Source organism: Calothrix sp. NIES-2098 (genome assembly GCF_963875125.1).
Taxonomy (GTDB): Bacteria; Cyanobacteriota; Cyanobacteriia; order Cyanobacteriales; family Nostocaceae; genus Aulosira.
In genome coordinates this window covers 1687265-1709413 of record NZ_CAWNKJ010000001.1, presented here as the reverse complement: position 1 = coordinate 1709413, position 22149 = coordinate 1687265, and the positions used below count along the sequence as shown (strand labels likewise).

Annotated in this window: 12 protein-coding genes; 4 read left to right on the top strand and 8 right to left on the bottom strand. The window is 42.7% G+C overall.

Features of this window, described 5'->3' with window-relative positions:
* Window positions 1-63: 63 nt before the first annotated feature.
* On the bottom strand, window positions 64-2064 hold the full coding sequence (locus tag AACU33_RS07065) for a serine/threonine-protein kinase (RefSeq protein ID WP_096587800.1): 2001 nt from the start codon (window positions 2062-2064) through the stop codon (window positions 64-66).
* A gap of 453 nt (window positions 2065-2517) precedes the next feature.
* Between AACU33_RS07065 and AACU33_RS07060 the strand changes: the two genes are divergently transcribed.
* Together AACU33_RS07060 and AACU33_RS07055 are read left to right on the top strand one after the other, a co-directional pair.
* On the top strand, window positions 2518-3807 hold the full coding sequence (locus tag AACU33_RS07060) for a PPC domain-containing protein (protein ID WP_339375818.1): 1290 nt from the start codon (window positions 2518-2520) through the stop codon (window positions 3805-3807).
* Window positions 3808-3830: 23 nt separating this feature from the next.
* Window positions 3831-5426 carry an ArnT family glycosyltransferase gene (locus AACU33_RS07055; RefSeq protein WP_339375817.1) on the top strand — a complete coding sequence of 532 codons (1596 nt, stop codon included), beginning with the start codon at window positions 3831-3833 and terminating at the stop codon, window positions 5424-5426.
* A 29-nt stretch (window positions 5427-5455) separates the two neighbouring features.
* On the opposite strand, the gene AACU33_RS07050 is transcribed toward AACU33_RS07055, so the two are convergent.
* The 7 genes from AACU33_RS07050 to AACU33_RS07020 all read right to left on the bottom strand — a co-directional run bounded on the left by AACU33_RS07050 (window position 5456) and on the right by AACU33_RS07020 (window position 16502).
* Window positions 5456-6238 carry a MinD/ParA family ATP-binding protein gene (locus AACU33_RS07050; protein WP_096587797.1) on the bottom strand — a complete coding sequence of 261 codons (783 nt, stop codon included), beginning with the start codon at window positions 6236-6238 and terminating at the stop codon, window positions 5456-5458.
* Between the two features lie 30 nt (window positions 6239-6268).
* Entirely contained in the window at window positions 6269-7345 is a 1077-nt protein-coding gene (locus AACU33_RS07045) for a c-type heme family protein (protein ID WP_096587795.1), read from the bottom strand.
* A gap of 299 nt (window positions 7346-7644) precedes the next feature.
* Window positions 7645-8760 (bottom strand): chemotaxis protein CheB, encoded by a 1116-nt coding sequence (locus tag AACU33_RS07040; RefSeq protein ID WP_096587793.1) that lies wholly within the window; start codon window positions 8758-8760, stop codon window positions 7645-7647.
* A 47-nt stretch (window positions 8761-8807) separates the two neighbouring features.
* The gene (locus AACU33_RS07035; protein WP_096587792.1) at window positions 8808-9095 is read right to left on the bottom strand and encodes a hypothetical protein; all 288 of its coding nucleotides are present in this window, start codon (window positions 9093-9095) and stop codon (window positions 8808-8810) included.
* Between the two features lie 486 nt (window positions 9096-9581).
* Window positions 9582-13799 carry a chemotaxis protein CheB gene (locus tag AACU33_RS07030; protein WP_096587790.1) on the bottom strand — a complete coding sequence of 1406 codons (4218 nt, stop codon included), beginning with the start codon at window positions 13797-13799 and terminating at the stop codon, window positions 9582-9584.
* A 566-nt stretch (window positions 13800-14365) separates the two neighbouring features.
* Window positions 14366-15481, bottom strand: coding sequence for an ABC transporter permease (locus AACU33_RS07025; RefSeq protein WP_096587788.1), 1116 nt, complete (start codon window positions 15479-15481; stop codon window positions 14366-14368).
* A gap of 151 nt (window positions 15482-15632) precedes the next feature.
* Window positions 15633-16502: an Npun_R2479 family HD domain-containing metalloprotein gene (locus AACU33_RS07020; RefSeq protein ID WP_096587786.1), complete on the bottom strand. Its 870-nt coding sequence runs from the start codon at window positions 16500-16502 to the stop codon at window positions 15633-15635.
* Between the two features lie 895 nt (window positions 16503-17397).
* On the opposite strand from AACU33_RS07020, the gene AACU33_RS07015 reads away from it, so the two are divergent.
* Together AACU33_RS07015 and AACU33_RS07010 are read left to right on the top strand one after the other, a co-directional pair.
* On the top strand, window positions 17398-18876 hold the full coding sequence (locus AACU33_RS07015) for an efflux RND transporter periplasmic adaptor subunit (protein WP_339375816.1): 1479 nt from the start codon (window positions 17398-17400) through the stop codon (window positions 18874-18876).
* 45 nt (window positions 18877-18921) lie between these two features.
* Complete coding sequence (locus tag AACU33_RS07010; RefSeq protein WP_096587784.1) at window positions 18922-22131, top strand: efflux RND transporter permease subunit; 3210 nt, start codon at window positions 18922-18924, stop codon at window positions 22129-22131.
* Window positions 22132-22149 lie beyond the last annotated feature (18 nt).

The window sequence follows — 22149 nt, the reverse complement described above, 5'->3', positions numbered from 1 at the left end:
TTTGTATTGCCAATATTATTGGGATAGATAGTATTGTTTGCAATCCACAATCCAAAATTTTTATTACTCAGGCAAATGCCAAATTTTAATAATATTCTCAGCACTACCACCACTAGCAATAGTCTTACCATCGGGGCTAGTTGCTACCGAATAAATATAACCAGAATCTCGTTTTAAAGTCCTGATTTCTTTGCCTGTTGAAGTATCCCAGAGTTTGATTGTGTTGTCGCTGCTACCGCTAACAAGAGTCGTACTGCTTAATGTTTTTTTAGGTAAATAAGCAATAGAATTCACTTTATCAGCATGACCTTTTAATGTCCGAATTGTCTCTCCCGTTACTAGATTCCACAATTTGATTGTTTTATCCTTACTTGCACTAGCAAGAGTCAGACCATCGGGGCTAAAAGCAACAGAAAGAATTAATTCAGAATGTCCACTAAAGCTGCGAATTTCTTTGCCTGTTGCTACATTCCACAATTTAATTTTCTTATCCCAACCACCACTAGCAAGGGTGCTACCATCAGGACTAAAAGCGATCGCAGAAACGCCCTGAGAATGTCCTGTCAAGGTGTGTATTACCTTGCCAGTTGACAGATTCCATAGTTTAATCTTCTTGTCTAAACTGGCACTAGCTAAGGTTTTACCATCAGGACTAAAAGCGATCGCCGCAATTCCATCAGTATGCTCTTTTAAAGTCCGAATTTCTTTACCTGTTGCTACATCCCACAGTTTGATAGTCTTATCTGCACTCCCACTAGCCAAGGTTCTGCTGTCAGGACTAAAAGCGACAGTCCAAATCCATTTCGAGTGTCCCTTGAGAGTCTGGATCTCCTTTTTAGTTGCTAGATTCCAAAGTTTAATTGTATTGTCGTCGCTACCACTAGCCAGAGTCGCACCATCAGGCGCAAAGGCGACAGAATTCACATCACTGGAATGTCCTTTGAGGGTATTAGGTTGCTCGGAATTGGCGGCGGTGTTTGTAGGTTGGCTAGGATTAGAGAAGATACTTAATACTTGGGAGCGAGATTGTAAATACCAAATTCCTGCTAATCCCAGCAGAAAAATAGCTGCACTAATCAACAATCTTTTTAGCGAATATGATATTTGCGTAGTTGATGCGGTTGGCATTACAGTTGGTAGCGATGCTGCTAACGCTCTTTGACTTGTCAAATCTTTGATGACTTCATCAGCAGATTTATAACGCTTGTGAATATCTGGTGTTAACAGCTTGTCCAGAATTCGATCTAAATTTACATCTAAGGCGACTCCATGCCTATTTTCATTTACATATTGCTGCCAAGAATTAACCCAACTATAGCCATTTTGCATCCACAATTGAGATGGGCGAATTCTAGTCAATAAATGAAAGCAAGTTGCCCCTAAACTAAATAAATCGCTCGATGGATAAGCTTTACCATCCTGCATTTGTTCAATCGGAGTATAACCATGCGAACCAATGGTCGTCCCGATTTGAGTATGCACTGCGGCTGTTAGCTGCTTTGAGGAACCGAAATCAATTAAGACTAATCGCCCATCACTTTGACGGCGAATAATATTTTGCGGCTTGATATCGCGATGAATGACTCCGCGATCGTGGATAAATTGTAGAACGGGAAGTAAATCTAACAAAAGTTCAATAATTTTACTTTCGTTGTAGATTACACCTTTTTGTAATTCTTGTTGTAAATTCTGCCCATTGATATATTGCTGAACTAAAAACAGATAATTGTCTTGTTCAAAGTAAGCTAAAAGTGTAGGAATTTGCGGATGCTCTCCTAACTTTTGCAGTTGTTTAGCTTCTTCTTTAAATAGCTCAACAGCCTTCTTCAATGCAGAAGTTCCCTGGGTTTTTGGTGCGAATTGTTTAACTACACACCATTCATTTAACTTATCTGCATCTTCCGCTAGATAGGTTCTACCAAATCCACCTTCATCAGAAAGTACTTTAATAACACGGTAACGTCCTCGTAAAAGATCTATCAATGGTGTGTTGCAACTTTGACAAACCTTGTTAGTATCAGGATTTTGAGGACTCAGGCAATCGGGATTCAAGCAGCAGCGCATACAGGAAATCCATATGCAGTTCGTGTATATATTAATTCATGACACATAATTTTGCTATAAAGTTGCCCATCACGATTATTTTGCATCAAGAAATTAATCTACAAGTAACTCAACAATCTAAAATTAAAAATAAATTCTTGTGAGAGCGATCGCCAGCAGGATATTCTCTGCTTAGGTGGCTCATTCTATATAAGCTATGTACTCTGATTCATTCAGGGAGAAAAAAGACTTTGTTCGCGTCCCCCTGTTGATGTACATATATTAGCGAACGTCACTACTCTGCGGAAGGCTCCCATTTGGATGTCTACGCTCAAATTTAAAATGCACATTTTTTCGCTAAAAGTTTGCTACTTAGGAAACCAAGGCTACTGGCTACAAGTCAGAGAATAGCTAGGAACTAGTGGCTCCTACTAAATAAATTATTGCAAAATTCACAAACATTGAGGAGTGTTTATGATATCAGAAAACAACCATAAAAAATCTCGTTTTCGCCCTAACTTAGCTATTATTTTTTCGCTAGGCAGTGGTTTGTTAATTGGTAGTTATTCTCTACCTATCCGTGCTTTAGAAATACCAAAATACCTGGGACAATTTACCATTGCCAAAACACCAGATGAGAGACAACCAGAAGCAGTAGAAAAAGGAATTGAGCAAATTCCTACTTCTCAACCACCTGTAGCTCCACAACAACGCACCCAACCGATTGATTCACCTCTACCGCCACGTGTACCGCCTGCAACTACAAATACGGAACCAGCACCAAATTCTAGACCATCTCGACCTGTAGAAACTGAACCAGCGCCAAATCCCAGACCATCCACACCTGTAGAAACTGCACCAGCGCCAAATCCCAGACCATCCACACCTGTAGAAACTGCACCAGCGCCAAATCCCAGACCATCCACACCTGTAGAAACTGAGCCAGCACCTAGACCTATAAATAATGGTTCTGCTCCTCCACGCCAGGGAGGTTCTCAACCAACAACTAAACCCCGTACAGGTAGCAAGCCAACTCGTGAGGGTTTACCTGTTTCACCACCGCTAAATCTGAATTACAAGCCAATTAACTTTGTAGATTTCGCCTTTGGTATTCTCGGCAAAGGTGATTTCAAATCTCAAGGTAGGTATTATCATTTCTATCAATTTGAAGGTAGAGAAAATCAACTGATCCAAATTAGGCTTGGTGGTAGTACTGATACACGCCAATCAAATAACCTCAGCCTCAATCCCTATATGTTTCTGCTTGATCCCAATAACAACGTTATCGTGAAGCGAGGCAGTACACAGACAACAACTGGGATTAAAGATGCATTTGTATTTGTGAGATTACCCGTTCAAGGCACTTACACGATCGCAGTCACTAGCCGCAACCCAGGTGATACTGGTCGCTATAGTTTAGCACTGAGAAACGACCGAGCCAGCTACATTCTAGACGAATCCGCCGGACTAGATGCTCAAAGTCTTACCCTCAAACAAAATAAAAGCCCCTACGATGTCTCTAAATTTGAGGGGAAAAAAGATCAGTTGGTCAGTATTCGGGTAGACAGCGAGTTTGAAGAATTTTCACCTTATATAGTCTTATTAAATTCTCAAGGTAAAATTGTCGCCGCGGATAATGCCAAAGATGGTAAGTACAGCGCTCTAATTGACCGCGCCAGATTACCTGAAGATGGTACTTACTATGTAGTGGTTAGTTCAGCTAATCCACAAGAACGCGGTAGATATCGATTAACTCTGTACTAATATTGGGCATGGAGCATGGGGGATTGGGCATTGGTGCCATTTCTCCCCACACTCCCCACACTCCCCACACTCCCCACACTCCCCACACTCCCTTGTCCCCTCCAACCCCTCAAACCCCAATCCGGCTTTTACTCGCAGCGATCGCGCTGTGGAGTATGAATTTAGGAGGAGTCGCGCTGCGAGATTGGGATGAGGGTTACTATGCGCTGGTGGCTCGTCATATGTACCGTTCTGGTAATTGGCTCTATCCGCTACTCAACGGACAGCCTTTTGATAAGCCGCCTTTGGGGGAATGGCTAATTGCTGCTAGTTATTCGCTGTTTGGCATTAGCGAACTGATAACCCGCTTACCTTTGGCGTTAATTACTGCTTGTAGCGTTCCCTTACTGTACTGGATAAGTAAGGAAATTTTTGCAACACAGTTGAGTGCGGTTTTTTCTGCCTTAGTTTATCTAACTTTGCTGCCTGTCGTCAGACACGGACGCTTGGCCATGCATGATGGGATTACCGTCACGTTATTTTTGCTACTGATGCTTGGGCTGCTGAAATCTCGCCAGCAGAAATTGTGGGCAGTAATTCCCGGTGTGGCGTTTGGGCTACTGATTTTAGCTAGGGGAGAAATGGCATTTGTTTTGGGTGCGATCGCTCTTTTATTCTTAGTAATCGATAGACGACTCTCCTTATTCAAAAATCCTTACCTCTGGATTGGTTTAGTAATAGGTATCGTACCTGTCATCGCCTGGTATGTAGCCCAAGGACAACAGTATGGCGCAGAATTTTGGCAAGGTCGTTTTTTTGGGCCTTTGGTGCAACGGATTTGGCAGCCATTTCACAATCATGACGGCCCTCCTTGGTATTACATAGTAGAGTTACTGAAATATAGTTTTCCTTGGTTAATTTTTCTACCCAGTGGTTTAATTTTGGCATGGCAGCAACGCCATAGTAGTTGGGGGCGATTAACCTTGGTAGGAATCGTAGTTTACGGGCTGACAATTTCTGTGATGCGCACTAAGCTACCTTGGTATATCATGCCCCTGTATCCCTTTGTGGCTTTAGCTGTAGGTGCAAAACTCGCCGCAGTTTGGCAGAATCCTAAACCTTACCCTAGCGCTTGGAAGTGGCTGTTTGGTTTGGTGGCGTTGGTTGGGAGTGGCGGCTGTATTTATTTCATAGTCAGCAATCAATTAGCACTGCTTCCTTTAGGAATTGCACTGACACTCGTTTTTAGTTATACAGTTTGGTTAATCGCCCAGCAAAATCGCCAATTTATTGTGGCTTTATTTGCAGGTGTCTACTTAATTTTAGTAATATTTGTGAATTCTCCAGTTTGGGTGTGGGAACTCAATGAAGCCTTTGCTGTCAAACCTGTTGCGGCTTTGCTACAACAACACACCCCAAAAGATGCTGTCATCTACACATCTTTTGCCTATGGTCGTCCTAGTTTAGATTTTTACAGCGATCGCCAAGTTAAAGCAGCAAGTAGTGCAGAATTACAAACCCAATGGGCAACAAAATCTTACTTGCTATTAGATAAAGCAACACTCAATTCGCTACAACTACCTAACAGCCAAACTCTAGGTACAGCAGAAGGATTTACCTTAATTGCTCCCAGCAATTAATCGGGTAAGAATCACAATATTTTTAAAACCTATTTACCATGAACGATATATTTTGCGATCGCAGTTACTTCCTGCGTCCAAGGGTGATCTGGGTAGCGCAAGCTAAAAATATCGCTACTGCCTAGTTGAAACATTTCTTCGCAGACAGGCAATACACCCGCTACGGTCGTACCATAGGCAGATTGTACCTGTTGCCGCAAAGCCTGAAAATTTAACTTTGGTAGTGCTTTATTAACTACCAACATAATTTTAGGCACATCTAATTTACGGGCGACATCAACAGCGACAGCAGTACCTTGATAATCTTGTTGGTCTGGACGGAGAATTACAACTAAAATATCAGAAATAATAATAGAAAGTAGCGTTTCTTCGTTAATGCCAGGGTGAGTATCAATAAATAAATAATCTAATTTCAACTTACGGGTAAGATTGCGAAAGCCGTCGTTAAGTAAACGCGCATCGTAACCCTCACGCAAAATGCGAGATATTTCCCCAGTTTTGATGCTGGAAGGAATTAAATAAATAGCACCATTCGCTCCAAAGAGAAAAGGTTTTGGTTTCATCTTGGCTGTTTGGCTAACATCGTAAGCAGCCTGTTCAATTGCGCAACGACCCCAAAGATAATCATTGAGAGTGTAGGTAATTTTGGTTTCATCAAGACCAAACAGGACGTGAATACCTGGTGATTGAATATCAGTATCAACAATACCGACTCGCTTACCAGAACGAGCAATCATTGTTGCTATATTTGCAGTCACATTTGACTTACCAGTACCGCCACGAAATGAATGGACAGACACGACTTTAGACATGATGCCTCCCAATAAATTTAAAATTAATAATTAAGTAGATGTTGTGTCTGTATCTGACCATTTGTTCCTAATATCTTTAGCTTCTGCGTGTAATTTTTGGAAGTAATCTAAATTAGCGATTTCTTCCACTTCTTGATGTTTCTTAGCTTGATCGATTTGCACCCGCAGTTGTTCCATCTGTTTCTTCCAAGCTTGTTCGCGCACTTGGATTTCATGTACCATGCGATAGAACACCTTACCCAGTTTGCCTAATTCATCAGTACGTTTGGCAATTACAGCCAATTTTGTGAGTTCTAAATCTTTACCTTCCGACTCAGCATCGATTGTATTCATACTGATTTTTTCAGCCAATTTAGCCATTGGTCTAATCGGCTGAAGAACATCCCGTTTTAAGGAATAATTGATCGCCAAAATTACTAATGCAAAGATTAAAATAAAAATTCCAATAACTAATGAAAAAGTCTGACGAGCATTTTCAAAAACTTTACTAGCTGGAATATAAATAATTTGTGTGCCCAGAATTTCATTCAGCTTCCAGTTAAAACCATTTTCCGTGCCATAGGTTGCCACCTGACTTTTAGGTGCTTGATCTGGTGTAGAATGACACCGCAAACAACTTTGTTCTTTAATTGCAAATGGTCTGCTGCTATAAAATAATTGTTCGCCAAATAAATCCCTAAAGCCTGATAAGCTCTCTAATTTAGGATCTTGGCGAAACTTTTCTATCAGATTTGATTCAAATTCGTCAGCTCGATCCCGTAAATTTGTGGGATTAATTGTCGCGTCTTTGTAAAGAAAATTTGCATATTCTTTATGACTGCGAAGATTCTCAAAAACTTCTCTGGCAGAAAAGCTGGGTACTATTTCTGGGGTAAATTGTGATTGTTGTTCTGCGGTGGATGCTAACAGGGGACTGATATGGTTATTAGTATAATCTCTGACCGAATTCATCATTTGTATAAGGACTTGTCCCCGATAGTTAACTTCATCTTCGGCTCTTTGCTCCAGCGCTTTGGATAAAGTAATCCCGCTAATTAATATAGTGCCCAGGAAAACGAGAGAGAGGAGCAAGGTAAATTTAGTTGCCAGCTTGAAATTACCTAACATGACTATAATCTTTTATCATAGTAGTGATTGCAACATTGTGTGGGAGTAATTTTATCAGCTTTATTAGCATCAAATATTTCTCTTACAATGTCAGCAAGTTGCTAAATAGCACTATATTTACTTTATTGAGTGTTATTGTTTTTGCGTAAATATGGTTTTAATTCTTTAAACAACTATCTTGATAGTAAAAATTTTCCTCAAGATGTACATCTGCAAAACGTCTTGAAGTTTAACCGCCACTTTCGTCGGGCAAGTAGGCAAATATTCCTACAACTTTCGTCATGCAATGTCAAGATAAATTACCCAACTTTCTCGGCTTGAAACAGTTCAATTAGATCGGCAGCATGACGGGCGTGCATATCGAGAAGCTTCATTTCCCAGGGTAAAAAGTGGCGAGGTTGACGAAAATGAGTGGACAATACACCGATAATGGTTCCTTTGCGGTTGGTTAGTGGGGTGGATTGGACTGCGCGATATCCAGATGCTGCGGCGATCGCTCTGTGAGCAGCGAACCGGGGATCGACCTCGACATCTTCAACGATCGCTGGCTCTCCGGAGCGCAAAGCCATGATGCAGGGTGAATATTCGTTGATGCTAACAGTCTGCAAATCATCGCCTAAGGTTGCATCGAAGCCACGTTGAACTGCAAGGGTGAGGGTACATTTATGCCGATCGAATAGATGAATATAGCCCATGTCTGTCCGGTGCATGGCGATCGCTCGATCGAGTACATTCTCCAATGCGTCAACCAGCGTGGGCGATATTTGCAAACTAGGGTTTTGGGATGTTTTTTTGCTCGCTGGCGCTTTTGATAAAGGATTTCCCTCACATACCAAGCTCACCAATAAAGGAGCGATCGCCTCACGCGGCAAAACTCGGTCTACGCAACCAGTGGCGATCGCCGCCTCTGGCATTCCATAAGCGACAGAACTGGCTTTATCCTGAGCAATGACAATCCCATGCTGCCGAGACACAGCACGCACACCTTCTGCACCGCCTTTACCCGTGCCAGTCATCACAATTACTACAGCGCGGTCTGCATAACTCTCTGCCACTGACTCAAAAAAGCGATCGACTCCATGCACCCAGCCGTGTTTGCCTGGTTGCGGAGCCAGAGAGATTGTAGCGTTGGTATGGACGACAAAGTAATGCCCTGGCGGGCAGACATACACCACTCCCGCTGCGAGATGTTCTCCTTGATGTGCCCAGCGAACCCTGAGATCTGTTCGTAACTGTAAAACTTGCGCCAACAAGTTAGTTTCAGAAGGACTGAGGTGCTGTAGGCAGAGAATGGGAACCGGAAAGTCCGCAGGCAATCCTGATAGAACCTTGCGAATCGCTGTCACTCCACCAGCCGAAGCCGCGATCGCCACAATCGCAATGTTGGATTTCTTATGGTGTTGGTCTTTACGCATCCCTACTACGATGTGGTAATTTTCGCCTAACTACAGACTGGTAAAAACTAAATTTCTCCCTCTGCTCCCCCTCCTCTCTCAATCAACCACTGATATTTTTCCTTAACTCGCTGGATTCTCTCCCTAGCCTGTCGAGCTTCCTCCGTAGCCTGTCGAGCTTTCGCCCTAGCTTGCTGAGTTAGCTTTGTGATATTTCTAGCTTCTTCCCTAGCTTGTCGAGCTTCCTCGCTATCTAAACGGACTTCTTTAGCACACCACTTAATTCTTTCATCAAACTGCGGCTCTGACAGTTTGATTTGTCGTTGTTTGTCCCAACTATCAATACTGTTCAACATGAGAGAAGCAAGCGCCTCCCAAGTATAAATGTTCGGAGTATAACACAAGCGTAGTTCATCTAGCAGTTTCTAGTACGCTGTCAAGAGAAAATTTACACAGGGGAAGAAAACAAGGAGCAAAGGGAGAGAATAGAAGCAAATCATTTGTAACAGGTATTTCGTGAAATACTATTAAGCAAGCTCTGATACTCATTAATGAGCTTCGGAACCTGATTAACCAGTCTTTGATACTCGTTAACCAAGCTTTGATACTCATTAATGAGCTTCGGAACCTGATTAATCAGTCTTTAATACTCGTTAACCAAGCTTTGATACTCATTAATGAGCTTCGGAACTTGATTAACCGAGCTTCTGATACCATTTCACGTTAATCATGATACAAATACGTTGGTAGAGGCACGGCAGTAGGTTGGGTTTCGTTCCTCAACCCAACATTTCGCGGGGTTTGTTGAGTAGGACAAATGACCAATGACAAATGCCTATTGCCTATTGCCTAATTCTTCCGGCCAAAGAAGCGACAATGAATAGCAATTGGGCGGGTTCAACGGGTTTGGCAATGTGCATTTGAAATCCTGCCGCTAGAGCTTCTGTTTGCTCTGTATCTCCAGCATAGGCGGTTAGGGCGGCGGCGGGAATTTGCCCTCCAGCTTCAGCGTCCAGCGCTCTCACTTGACGAATTAGATCGTAACCGTCTTGCTCTGGTAAACCAATGTCAGATAAAAGTACGTTATAGCCGTTAGGGTTAGCCATCAAAGTTGATAGGGCTGCATTGGCTGATGCAACAGCTGTCACTTCCACTCCGTACTGCTCAAGAGTAATGGTAAATAAGCGACGAATATCTGCTTCGTCATCTACAACCAACACCCGCACACCTGCTAATGATGTAATATTTCCAGTTGGCACTTCTAACCGATCTTGTAAAGCAACCAACTGTCTGGTAATCGGTAGAGAAATTTCCGTGGTCTGAGTTTGCAAAGGTAGCCTGACTGTAAAAGTTGCCCCTTGACCGTCACCAGGACTTTCTGCTTCAACTTTACCGCCGTGGAGTTCTACTAAGTGACGCACTATCGAAAGCCCCAGCCCTAAACCAGGATTGGATCGCCTTTTGCTACCATCTGCTTGCCGAAAGCGCTCGAAAATATAAGGGAGAAAATCGGGTCTAATACCCTGACCTGTGTCGCTAACTTGAATTTGAGCGTGGAAATCACTGTACTCTAAGGCAATATCAATTGTGCCTCCGGCTGGAGTAAATTTAATCGCGTTAGAAAGCAAGTTCCACATCACCTGCTGTAAGCGATGGGGATCGGCGTTGATTGTTCTTGGTGTACGATCTAGCCTTGATACTATTTGGATATTTTTGGCTTCGGCTGAGATCCGAACCACATCAATCGCGGCTTCAATCACGGGTACAAGCTCAATTAGCTCGGCATCCAGACGCAGCCTACCAGCGCTGATGCGTGAAATGTCTAACAAATCTCCAATTAGCTGCGCTTGAGCTGTGGCGCTGCGCTCAATTGCTTCTAGTCCTTGATTAACGATCTCTTCATCGAGATTTGGCCGCCGTAGCATCTGCGCCCACCCCAGTAAGGAATTAAGCGGGTTGCGTAGTTCGTGAGAAAGAATCGATAAAAATTCATCTTTGGCGCGGTTGGCTGTCTCCGCCGCAGCACGAGCTGACTGTTCCTGAGTGAGTAACTGAGTGCGTTCTGCTTCCAATTGCTTTTGCTGGGTGATATCTTCAATGACCAGAAGAATTAATTGCATATTGTCGATTTGTGGCATTCTCCGAGCATTCAGCCGCATAATTTTGTGCCCAATTGACTCGAAGTTATGCTCAACTTCCAAATCTTGAAATGGGGCATTGCTGGGGATCACATCTTCTAAGAGCGATCGCAATTGCGGAATATTCCACTGTCCATTGCCGAGTTCAAAAATCAAGTGCTGTTCTGTATCTGTAGGCAAAACTTGGAAGGTTTCGTAGAAACAGCGATTGGCTCTGATCGCTCGTAAGTTTAAATCCAGCACCACAATAGATTCCCGCACGGTATCGACAATTGCTTCTGCGTAATCTCTAGATGCTCTTGATTGTTCGGTGCTGCGTTTGAGTCCATCAATGTCAACCAACACCACCACAGCCCCATCAATTTTGTTGTCAATTGTGCGATAGGGTCGGATGCGTAGATCGTACCAATGACCTTCGGAGTCTTGAACTTCTTGGGTTGTAAAGTTGAGAGTGCCAATTACTTGTAAAATCTGTGGCTCTAAATCGGAAATATTTAAGTTGTGATTAATATCACTGATTGGCCGCCCAACATCCGTGGCAATCAGGTTGAAAATTCTTCCCGCCACCGGAGTAAAGCGGCGAATGCACAGATCGCCGCCTAACATGAGAATGGGAATATTGATATTACTGAGCAAATTCTGCAAATCATTGGTCACTTGAGTTGACTCAAGATTCCGCCGTTGCAGTTCGTCGTTAATTGTGTTGAGTTCTTCGTTAGTTGCTTGAATTTCTTCTTTAGCCGTTTCTAATTCCTCATTAGTACTCTGCAATTCTTCGTTGCTAGAAAGGATCTCTTCGTTAGCAGCTCTTAGGTTTTGATTAGTAGCTTGCTGTTCCTCAATAATTGATTGCAGATATTCTTTAGTAGTTGCTAGCTCCTGCTTGAGTGCGTTAATCTCTTCCTCAGCCGCTTGTTTTTTCTGTGCAGACTTAGTTTTGCGATCGCTAGCTGACTCTGAATCAACAGGTATTGGCGATGGCATCTCTTCAAACATCACTAAAAAGTAGCGTTCTTCACCACCGCGAGATTTAAACGGCACAATCTCAACCTTAACTAGCCTAACTTGACCGTTCTCGATAATCTGGATGCCTTCTTTTCGCACTACTATATCTCGCTGTTTTGCTTGATGAATAGCAGTGCGTAGCTCTAGCCGCAGTTCTTCTTTTGCCATCTTCAATAAATTAAAGCTGGGTCTGCCTGGTGGGGGTTGCAGATAGGAACTAGTTTGTCCGCGAAATTGCAAAATTTCTAGATCTTTGTTAATCACTACGCCAACTGGGGCATAGCGATCTAACACAATTCGATCGGCCTCCTTCTGCATTTCCAACTCATTCCAACCATTCTCACTCACTGATGACTGCGGGGTATTTACTTCTATGGGATAGTTGCTGGCGATCAAATCTATACCCAAGCGAGTAGGTGCCATTTTTCGGGTATAAATCTTGTTTTTTCTGTCTGTGAGACTAAACAAGTCGGAAAACTCACCTACTGTTTCTGAAGTGCCTAACATCAGAAAGCCAGTTGGCTTGAGACCATAATGAAAAACTGGTAAAAGCTTCTTTTGCACAGAGCTGCCCAGATAAATTAGCACATTGCGACAGCTAATCAGATCCAGGTGAGAAAAAGGTGGATCGCTAATCAGGTTTTGCCTAGCGAAGACACACAACTCGCGCACTGGTTTGCTGATCTGATATCCGTTTTCTACCTGAACAAAGAAGCGCTGTAGACGTTCTGGCGAAACTTCTGTTAATTGGTTGGGCTTGTAGACACCAATCCTAGCTGTCTCAATTGCTATTTCATTGACATCCGTAGCAAAAATCTGGATCGGTGGATTGATTCCCTGATTAGACAAAAACTCTAGCAAGCAAATAGCAATTGAGTAAGCTTCTTGACCAGTTGAACATCCCGCTACCCAGATGCGGATCGGTGAATCTGGTCTACGATCCTGAGCAATCCTTGGAAATACTTTTGTCTTTAAGGCTTCAAAAGATTCAGGATCTCGGAAAAAACTTGTGACAGTAATCAGCAAATCTTGATACAACGCCATGACTTCTGCCGAATTTTCCTGAAGATAGCGGACGTAATCTTCCAATCTTTCCAGCTTGTATAAAATCATCCGCCGCAGGATGCGCCGCTTCAGAGTGGTTTGTTTGTACTGGTTAAAGTCAACTCCTGTAGCAGCTCGTAGCAGACTAAAGATTGTTGACATAGCATCGCCACTTACTGAAAGTACCTCAGCCGATTCCACTGGAGGCTGATGCCTGATATAAGGATGACGGCTAATTTTTATCAGTTCCTCAGCAATTTCTTGTGGGGTAAGAATAAAATCTACATGACCCGAAGCCACAGCAGTGTTCGGCATACCACTAACTTTTGCCGATTCTTGGCACTGGGCAAAGGTAATACCACCAGACCCTTTAATCGCTTCTAGTCCCCGTGCGCCATCTCCATCACTTCCCGAAAGCACTATTCCAATCGCTTGACTGGCTCGATCCTCTGCTAAAGATATTAAGAAAGCATCAACTGACATAAAAAAACCGTAGGTTCTCCCCCTAGGAGCCAGTTTCAGCACTCCCTGAGCAATGGTCATCTTGGCATTAGGCGGAATCACGTAGACACGATTGGGTTCGACAACCATGCCATTCTGCACTTCCACTACAGGCATATTAGTTGAGCGTGAGAGAATCTCACTCAACAAACTTTTTTGATTGGGACTCAAGTGCTGAATCACCACAAATCCCATACCTGTATCATTTGGCAAATGGCTCAACAATTCTGTAAAAGCTTCTATTCCACCCGCAGAAGCACCCATCCCCACAATGGGAAATAATTCATGTTGATGATTCTGTTGCTCTGCATTAGAAGATTGACCAGCAGGGGAATTAGATGGAGATTTTTTAGCAGACCGCCTAGGGTTCATGGTATGAGCAGTAAATACTTTCGGGTGTTAAGTTTTTGAGTAATTAAAACAACAGATAGATTTTGCAATTTATCGGAGATGATTCCGATCGATTAGCGGTCTGGAGCTTTAATTTCTAGGATATAAAATTTATAGGTGTGAGATTAAAAGTTAGTTTAGCTTAAGTCTGTTGCTGCTATAAAGATGTGTTGTATTTATCTCATCTATTCTCAAATTTCTCTTTGAATATGGTATCTAGGTACTGTCAATAAATATTACGGGAAACAATAAATTAACTGATTCCCTCATTAGGCATAAGTTTGAAGCTAATTTTAATATTAGGAATAAATACCTCTTCATGTCGATCGTGATACCAATACGTTAGTAGGGGCATAGCAATGCCATGCCCCTACGAGAAATCTATTTGTATCAAGGTTTTCGTTAATTGGTATAAGATTTTTGGGATTGCTTCCCTACCGTCGCAATGACAGTTATTTGAACGGACACGATCTCAATTGTCTTAAAAGATAAATAGGCATTAAGAAACGAGATGCAATGAAATTTTCACTCAATTAATTACAAAATTTCTAACGTCGCAAACTCCGAGGATCGAGCGCATCTCTTAGCCCATCTCCCAGTAAGTTAAAAGCTAGCACTGTGATGATAATTAGAAATGCTGGCGGCCAAATTAGCCAAGGTTGCAGTACCAAAATTGAAGCATTACTTGCCAGAGAAAGCATATTACCCCAAGAAGGATCTGGTTGTTGAATTCCTAAGCCGATGAGACTTAATACAGCTTCAGCGCTAATAAAACTTGGAACAGATAAGGTAGCAGAAATAATCACATAGGTAGCAGTTTGTGGCAAAACGTGACGCAGGATAATATATAGCGGTTTCCCTCCCATTGCGCGGGCTGCTTGCACAAATTCTCGCTCTTTAATAGAAAGTACTTGTCCGCGAATTACCCTTGCTAAACCAGCCCAACTAATAACTGAAGTAATGACGACAATTAGTAAAAAGCGTTCGGTGCTACTTAAACCGGGTGGTAAGACTGCACCCAAAGTCACCAACAGATAAATGCTAGGAAAAGTCATCAGCACTTCTGCTAGGCGCATGATAATAGTATCGGTCACGCCACCAAAATAACCTGAAATCCCGCCGATGAGTAAACCGAGAGGGTAGGTAATAATTACGCCAAAAATCCCGATAAACAGACTAATGCGACCTCCATGCACTAAACGGCTAAATTGGTCGCGGCCTTGGTCGTCAGTACCTAAAATATTAAATTTTGCGTCGCCAGTAGTGCCAAATAAATGCCAATTTAAAGGTATACCAGGGATAATAGTGACTTCATCCCATTTGGGGGGCAGCGGTAAACTAACCTGTAAAAATCGGTACTCTGGCCCGGAGACAAATAGACGCAGAGGTGAGGGTTTTTTGAAATCTACGATCAGTTTGCGATCGCCTGTTTCTAAATTTGTGTCTCCCTGAGTCGTAGGATAAACATGGGGGCCGATAAACTGTCCTGAAGGCGAATTCCAGTAAATCTTGGTTGGTGGTAGCAACGAACCACTCGGTTGTGACGCATAGGGATCGTAAGGGGCGACAAAATCAGCAGCAATTACCGCTAAATAGAAAATCAACAGCAAAATCGCCCCAAATCGCGCCAAAGGGTTCTTTTTAAGTCGTTGCCACCAATCCATAGTTTTGTTAAACAGTCAAGAGTGAATAGTGTAATAGTCAAGGTTCAAGGGTTAATAGTCAACCCCTCTACAAAATTCAAAATTAAGAATTTCTCACCAAGCATAATTAATTTTAGCTCTTGACTGTTGACTGTTGATTGTTAACTCTTGCCTAATAACTATTAACTACATACCGCTGTTCCTCTTGTTGTTTGTCATGTTCTACAACAAACACATTTGAGTAAAGATTAGCCAAAATTTGTTTACCTTGCTGTGTCAGCGAGAGATAGCGTAATGCATCTTGCACATAAGGATAAACCCCATTCCAGTAAAATTTGGCGTAATTCTTCCTTAAATCGGCTGGAGTTTGATAACCCAAAACTTTATTCATCCCAGTTTCTTCAAACTCATAAAATAAAGAAGTAATTTTCTTTAAGTAACGCGGATCGCTTAATTGTCCAATCAAATCTGCTGCCCGTACTAAGCCTGCATAATTATTTGTATCTTGATGATCTTCAGCTGCTGGTACAGGAAATCTAGTTAATTCAATATTAATTTTAATGACTTCAGCATCGATTAATTTATGTCCGCCAAAACGTTCATCAATAAACAGTTTTGCGCGATCGACATGATAGGGTATGAGACTGGCGTCAGAAGCACCAGGAGGTAAAGAAATCATTTTGTCACCTTTACCTGTAGCATATAAGCCTTCGGTTTCTTGGTCTTGGCGACAAACTCCTTTAACATAGCCAATATCATGACAGACTAAAGAAATAATAAAATGTAACCAATCGTCACTAGAGACACCTCCCTCGCGGATATGTTTTCCTCGTAAAATTTCTTGTCCTACTAAAGTAACGAGAATAGTGTGTTCGACGTTGTGATATAAGGCGTCACTATTGGCAATATTTTCTAAAGCCATGCTACCAGCCCAGGCGATGATATCTTGATAATCGTTTTTAAAAGCGCCATAGGTACGACGATAGCCTTCTCGAAGTTGATTAACAAAAGAATCAATTAAAATTTCGGTTGCATTAAACATATTGTGGTTACTCGCTTGGAATCGGAATTTATCGATTATTTGCAAACTGCCATATAAGTGCCGTTGTAGGTAAAATTAACGACAATGCAGATTTCCTTAGGACTATTCATTTTTCTATTTTTCCCAAAAGATAGGTTATCCTTTCATCGGCGTGCAAAATATTTATCGGTGGCATAAAGCATATAGTAGGTTGGAATAGTAAGATACATTGCTTATTCATATTTGTATAGATGTATCTTAGCCCCACTAGTTTTTAACATTATTTTTTTAGAAAGATAAATTTAGCTCGGCTGTTACGCGCCTACAATAAATATTCTTGTGTTAGGGTTGTTCCAGTCCAATAGTCCAGGATAGCCAGTAAGTGCTGAGGTTCCCTCCCTTGACTTAACTTGCATTCAAAAGTCAGCTTGTGCTTTTCACTGTTGGCAAACCTCGCGTAAAATATACAATTTAAATGCGTATAAGTGACTAATTTTAGATATAAAATCACGAATTTTCTTACCATTCCTAGCAATATTAATCTGACTCTTTCCGGAACAAAGTAATATTACTTAAACCTCCTTTTTCTAGTTAGAAAAATCACAATTTTTGTAAGATACTGGTTATCTGCATACAGGCTCTGAATTCCATTGGCAATTGAAGTTACTAGCATTTTAATACTTAAAAATAATCGATATTACAGTGCAAATACTTATTGACAATATGAGAAATGCCTGAATATATTGCAAATATTCTTTGATTGTAATAAAAATACAGACTCCGTCATGTTTGGATACTAGGAACCATGACAGTCAGAATCTACAAAAAAGTGTCATATTTAATATACATTAATAAATTTCAATCTTTCTTAAAAAAATCCCAGTAGAGTATTTTATATACATAGTGAGGTAGAGGTATGACTGTGGGTGATGAAAGTCCATCAGAACTCGAAATAGAAGAACCTTTGAGCGCTGAGGATGGGAATTTTAGCAAAAAATTAGATAATAGACCAACTCGGCTGTGGTTAATGCCGTTGTTGCTAGGAACTGGTTTGGGTTTTGCGATCGCGCTTGGTGGGTTAGGTGCATTCAAAAATCATGCAGATCCGCAACAAAAGGCTGTAGCAAATAAATCAGCATCCCCAGCGAAACCAACGATGACAGTCACTATCGCAGCTGTAGAACCTGCTAGTATAGCTCAGACTCTCAACACTACTGGGACTGTAGCCGCATCCGATTTAATTCCTGTGCTACCGCAGACAAACGGATTGCAAATTAAACAAATTCCCGAAAATGTTAAAGAGGGGGCTTTCGTCAAAAAAGGTCAATTGCTGGCGGTGTTAGATGATTCGGTACTGCAAGCTCAAATTATTCAGGCTAAAGCAGATGTGCAATCTAAGCAAGCTGATGTGGATTCCAAGCAAGCTGATGTAGCATCTAAACAGGCAACTGCTACATCAAACTTGGCAATAGTTAAACAAAGACAAGCAGATTTAGCACAAGCACAGGCGAGGCTAGAAGAAGCGGAAAAGAATTTTCAACGCTATCAAAAACTTGCCGCTTCAGGTGCAATTAGTCAACAAGAACTCGATACTCGCGCTTATACAGTAAAGACTGCTAAAGAAGCAGTGCGCGTTGCGCAAGAAAATGTGCGTAGCGCCCAAGCAAACGTGGGTGGCGGTCAAGCAAATATTAGCATTGCACAAGCGAATGTGAATAAAGCCGAAGCCGATGTGCGCGGTACTGCGGCGAGAGTAGTACAGTTGCAAACGCAATTGGGGCAAACTTTAGTTGTTGCGCCTGTTTCGGGAATTATTGCTGAAAAACTCGCCAGAGTGGGAGATGTCACAGGTGTACCCCCACAAACTCAAGTAGGTAATATTGTTGGTGGGACACAAAAGCTGTTTTCGATTATTCGCGATCGCAAATTAGAACTGCAAGCCAAAGTTCCAGACATTCAACTCCCACAGGTAAAAGTTGGTGCGACAGTAGAAGTTACTTCTGATTTAGATCGCCGTGTCAAGTTGCAAGGAAAAGTCAGAGAGATAGAACCTCTAGTCAACGATCGCCGACGGGAAGCTACAGTCAAAATTGACTTACCACCAACAAACTTACTCAAACCAGGAATGTTTGCCCGTGCGGCGATTACCACCAACTCAGCACGAGGAATGACATTACCGCAGAAAGCAGTACAAGCGCAACCAGATGGCAGTGTAATTGTATTCATGCTATCGGGTGAAGACATTGTTCGCGCCCAGAAAGTAGAACTAGGAGAACCGATTAACGGTGACAGAGTGCAAATCAAAAACGGATTGAAAATAGGCGATCGCGTGGTAGTTAAAGGTGCAGGTTATCTCAAAGATGGTGACAAAGTACTGATATCCCCTGAAGGATGAAGTCTAAAATTTCCTAATTTTGAATTTTGAATTTTGAATTATTTTATGTCCTTCAATATCTCTGCTTGGTCGATTAAAAAACCTGTCCCTACGATAGTTTTATTTTTAATTTTGACGATAGTTGGTTGGTTTTCGTTCGTTTCTTTAGGAATTGATACCAATCCCAATGTTGATATCCCAGCAGTTTCGGTAATAGTCACGCAACCAGGCGCAGGCCCGGCGGAACTCGAATCGCAAGTGACGAAAAAGATTGAAGATGCTGTCGCTGGGTTGGGAAACATCGACAACATGATATCGAAGGTGACTGATGGTAATTCCACAACGACAATAAATTTTTTATTAGGGACAAATAGCGATCGCGCTACCAATGATGTGCGAAATGCGATCGCCCAAATTCGCCAAAGTCTACCCCAAGACATCAACGATCCGGTTGTCCAACGTCTAGATTTTGCTGGCGGGCCGATTATGACCTATGTTGTCAAATCCGATCGCCGTTCTGTTGAAGAGTTAAGCAACCTCACAGACCAAACTATTAGCCGCGCCTTGTTAGCGGTGAAAGGTGTCGCCCAAATTAAACGTGTGGGTGGGGTTGACCGAGAAATCAGAGTAAACCTCGACCCCAATCGCTTGCAGTCTTTAGGTATTACCGCCACCCAGGTAAACGACCAAATCCGCGCTTTGAATATTAACTTACCTGGCGGACGTGCAGAATTAGGTGGTAGCGAACAAAGTATCCGCACATTAGGTAGCGCCGCCAGTGTGGATGTTTTGAAAACCTACGAAATCGTCCTACCTGATGGTGGTTCCGTACCCTTATCCAGCTTGGGAACCGTCGAGGACAAATTTGGTGACGTGCGACAAACTGCAAGCTTGAATAACAAACCTGTGGTAGCGTTTCAGGTTCTCCGCAGCACTGGTAGCGTCATGGTGACAGTGGAAGCAGGAGTCAAAGCCGCAGTTAAAGAACTGGAAAAAACCCTCCCTCCAGATGTGAAGCTGGATTTAGTGTTTACCAGGGCTGATGTAGTTCGCCAATCCTATGAAAGCACCATCGATGAATTGATTCAGGCTTCCATACTGGCGGTAATCGTCATTATGGTATTTTTACGAGATTGGCGAGCAACATTAATTACCGCCGTCGCCCTGCCTCTATCAATGATTCCCACCTTTGCTGTACAGCAAGCATTAGGTTACACCCTCAACAACATGACCTTGCTAGCCTTAGCCCTAGCTGTTGGTAACTTAGTCGATGATGCCGTCGTGGAAATTGAAAACATGGAACGGCACATGGCAATGGGGAAATCACCTTTGCAAGCGGCTTATGACTCTTCGGATGAAGTGGGATTAGCTGTGATGGCTTCTTCGGCAACGATTATTGCCGTATTTATGCCCGTAGCCTTTATGGGCGGAATTCCGGGACAATTTTTCCAACCTTTTGGCGTTACCGTTGCCGTTTCTACAATTTTCTCAACTTTGGTAGCCCGGATGGTGACGCCAATGATGGGGGCGTATTTACTCAAGGATAAAAATAAAAGCCATCGCAGTCGGGGAACACACGAGCAGAATCAGGCACGAGTTATCCGATTCTTCAATTTTAAATTTACACTGCCAACAACTAACAAAAGAAACAAAAAACTTAGCACTATTAAACCTCGTGGCTTTCAGCTTTATAAGTCCATGTTGCAATGGGCACTAAGGCATAGATTAACAACAATAGCGATCGCCATAGCTTTCTTTATGGCCAGTCTGATGCTAGTTCCTTTAATTCCCAAGGGCTTTGTAGATGATGGTGACTATGGACTTTCGAGCATAGCGATCGAAATTCCCCCAGGTTCCACCTTGGCAGACATGAATCAAGTAGTAACCCAAACAACTAATATCCTCCTAAAAAACCCGTATGTAGCCCAGGTAGTAGCTACAGAAGATTTGAGTACAGCTACCCTCGCTGTCAATCTCAAACCCAAAGAAGAACGCAAGATATCGCAAAAACAATTTGAGGAAGAAATTCGCCCCCTATTCCAACAAATACCAGGAGCGAGAATCAGTTTCCAAAGCCAAGTACCAGGGGATAGCCGTAAAGGTTTATCTATAGTTCTCAGGAGTGAGAATCCCGAAGCCCTCACTCAAGCGGCGTCAGACTTAGAAAAGCAGATGCGCACCATATCCGGATTAGTGGAAGTCTCTTCTAGCGCCAGTTTGGTAAAACCAGAAATTCTCGTAATACCCGATCCGCAACGTGCCGCAGATTTGGGCGTGACAGTGCAGGCGATCGCCCGTACAGCCTCCTTAGCCACCATAGGTGATAACGATGCCAACTTAGCCAAATATAATTTAAGCGATCGGCAAATCCCCATTCGCGTGCAAATCGATCCCAAAGCCCGCGCAGACATCAACAATATCAAAAATCTCCAAGTTCCCAGTCAAAATGGTAGCTTAGTTCCCCTCCTCGCCGTTGCAGATATCCGCTTTGGGAGTGGCCCTGCAACCATCAACCGCTACGATCGCGCCCGTCAAGTTGCAGTCGAAGCCAACTTACAAGGTATTGCCCTCGGAGAAGCAGTCCAAGCAGTTAATAAACTACCCATCATGCAAAACCTGCCCCCAGGAGTTATGCAACAACCCTCCGGCGGTGCAAAAATTATGCAAGACATCTTTAGAGGTTTTGGTAGCGCCTTGGGATTAGCCATTCTGTGCATCTATGCAATTCTCGTGCTGCTATATAACAACTTCCTGCATCCGCTATCGATTATGGCAGCCTTACCCTTTTGCTTAGGCGGCGCATTAGTAGCCCTAATGGTAATGCAAAAACCCTTAGGACTCTATGCCTTAATAGGGATTGTACTGCTGTTGGGAATTGTCACCAAAAACTCAATTCTGTTAGTAGACTATACAATCATCAACATGCAAGAAGGTAAAAGCCAACGTCAAGCACTCATAGAAGCTGGCGTATCGCGCTTGCGCCCGATTATGATGACCTCACTAGCAACAATCGCCGGTACTCTACCCCTAGCATTGGGAATTGGTGTCGGTTCCGAAGTCCGCCAACCGATGGGAATCGCTATCATGGGAGGCTTCACGACTTCCACATTGCTGACATTGGTGGTAGTACCCGTCATATTTAGCTATATTGACAACTTCCAAAGCTGGATCGTCAATACCTTACGCTACGGCTTCGGCAAAAAACCACCCCGCCCTGCATCCGGCGAACATGAAGTCATCAGCCTACCATCAGAGCGCGAAAAATCTGCTTCTTAAATTCAGCCTTGGCTGATT

What these genes read in the sequence shown, in the direction of transcription:
- AACU33_RS07065 (WP_096587800.1), bottom strand. Translation starts at nt 2,064, where the DNA reads ATGCGCTGCTGCTTGAATCCCGATTGCCTGAGTCCTCAAAATCCTGAT.
- AACU33_RS07060 (WP_339375818.1), top strand. Translation starts at nt 2,518, where the DNA reads ATGATATCAGAAAACAACCATAAAAAATCTCGTTTTCGCCCTAACTTA.
- AACU33_RS07050 (WP_096587797.1), bottom strand. Translation starts at nt 6,238, where the DNA reads ATGTCTAAAGTCGTGTCTGTCCATTCATTTCGTGGCGGTACTGGTAAG.
- AACU33_RS07045 (WP_096587795.1), bottom strand. Translation starts at nt 7,345, where the DNA reads ATGTTAGGTAATTTCAAGCTGGCAACTAAATTTACCTTGCTCCTCTCT.
- AACU33_RS07040 (WP_096587793.1), bottom strand. Translation starts at nt 8,760, where the DNA reads ATGCGTAAAGACCAACACCATAAGAAATCCAACATTGCGATTGTGGCG.
- AACU33_RS07035 (WP_096587792.1), bottom strand. Translation starts at nt 9,095, where the DNA reads ATGTTGAACAGTATTGATAGTTGGGACAAACAACGACAAATCAAACTG.
- AACU33_RS07030 (WP_096587790.1), bottom strand. Translation starts at nt 13,799, where the DNA reads ATGAACCCTAGGCGGTCTGCTAAAAAATCTCCATCTAATTCCCCTGCT.
- AACU33_RS07025 (WP_096587788.1), bottom strand. Translation starts at nt 15,481, where the DNA reads ATGGATTGGTGGCAACGACTTAAAAAGAACCCTTTGGCGCGATTTGGG.
- AACU33_RS07020 (WP_096587786.1), bottom strand. Translation starts at nt 16,502, where the DNA reads ATGTTTAATGCAACCGAAATTTTAATTGATTCTTTTGTTAATCAACTT.
- AACU33_RS07015 (WP_339375816.1), top strand. Translation starts at nt 17,398, where the DNA reads ATGACTGTGGGTGATGAAAGTCCATCAGAACTCGAAATAGAAGAACCT.
- AACU33_RS07010 (WP_096587784.1), top strand. Translation starts at nt 18,922, where the DNA reads ATGTCCTTCAATATCTCTGCTTGGTCGATTAAAAAACCTGTCCCTACG.